Genomic DNA, 1,404 nt, shown 5'->3' on the forward strand with positions numbered 1-1,404 from the left:
CACTAGTGTTGCATTAATTTATTTTCACTATTAAAAATACTCAAAATGTTCAATTTTATTATTTTGTGCAAAGAAAAAGTCCTTTATAATGGATAAGTCAGGTGGTAACCCGTCCAAATCCACTAAAAAAGGACCAACTCATGGACAAGATTACACGAAAAACTTCATTTGGACAATGGTTTTCACCAATAAATCTTCAACTTTTTGAAGAAACCGTGAAAACGTTGAAATTAGATTACTATACGAAAAAACTAAAAACAGACTCATTTCTAAAATTACTCCTTTTTGCACAGCTACAAGAAGTCGAAAGTTTGCATGAGCTAAGCGATTGTCTTTTCGACGACCAACTACAAAAAGGCATTGATCTTGATTCAATCAGTATTTCTCAGCTCTCACGCCGATTAAACGGTATAAATCCAGATTTATTTCAAAGGCTTTTCCTTGATTTAGTCGCACAAATTCATGCAAAAACACATTATACAAAGCTTATTATGCCGTTAAAAATCATTGATTCAAGCACATTGCCACTTAATTTGACCAATCATAAATGGGCAAAGTTCCGCAAAACAAAAGCGGGTGTCAAGTTGCATTTGAGACTTGTGTTTATGGAAAAAGGGAGTTCCTATCCTGAAAAGGCTGTTTTAACAACGGCAAAAGAACATGATCGTGGTCAGCTTGAAATCATGGTTGATGATAAAGAATGCATGTATGTGTTTGACCGTGGCTACCTAGATTACGAGCGCTTTGACCGAATGACAGATGATGGTTACTTTTTTCTTTCAAGGCTACGGAAAAACGCAGTCATACGGGAAGTTTATAATTTTAAACTACCCGAGAATTCAGCTGTTTTGTCAGATCAAATGGTGTTGATTGGTACGACTCAAAACCGTGCTGAAAATTACTTTCGTCTTCTAAAAGTGATGGATTCAAAAGGAAATGAACTGCATTTAATTACCAATCGTTTTGATTTGAGTGCCGAAGAAATTTCAGAGATGTACAAATCACGGTGGGCAATTGAGTTGTTCTTTAAATGGATCAAACAGCATCTCAGCATCAAAAAGTTCTACGGTCAAAGTGAATGGGCGATTCAAAACCAAGTGTTTATCGCACTGATTGTTTTTTGCCTACATGTTCTCGTACAACTTGAAACAAGAAGTAAGCGAAAAACCTTACAAATTAGCCGTTATTTAAGGGCTGCATTGTGGAAACCAGCTCATATCTGGCTTCGAAAGATTGAAGGGAAAGCCATCCCTTAATAAGCAAATTGTTGTTGTCGCACAAGTCTAATTGTAAAAAAAAACCAAATGGATGGAGCCACCTTTGAATAGGTATTTACCTTTTTGGCTCTAAACAAGGAGGATAATCAGACTGAAAATTGCGACAATATTTATGCAACACTAGTGA

At 36.0% G+C, this 1,404-nt stretch carries 1 protein-coding gene; it reads left to right on the top strand.

The window, feature by feature from the left end:
- Positions 1-140 precede the first annotated feature (140 nt).
- Entirely contained in the window at positions 141-1,256 is a 1,116-nt protein-coding gene (locus tag ACTQ5K_RS25380) for an IS4 family transposase (protein WP_016201461.1), read from the top strand.
- Positions 1,257-1,404: the final 148 nt, after the last annotated feature.

The sequence above is a fragment of the Niallia sp. Sow4_A1 genome, from assembly GCF_052116745.1.
Lineage (GTDB): Bacteria > Bacillota > Bacilli > Bacillales > Cytobacillaceae > Niallia > Niallia hominis.

Bases quoted from the DNA above. Each gene is read 5' to 3' on its own strand.
- ACTQ5K_RS25380 (WP_016201461.1), top strand. From the start codon at position 141: ATGGACAAGATTACACGAAAAACTTCATTTGGACAATGGTTTTCACCA.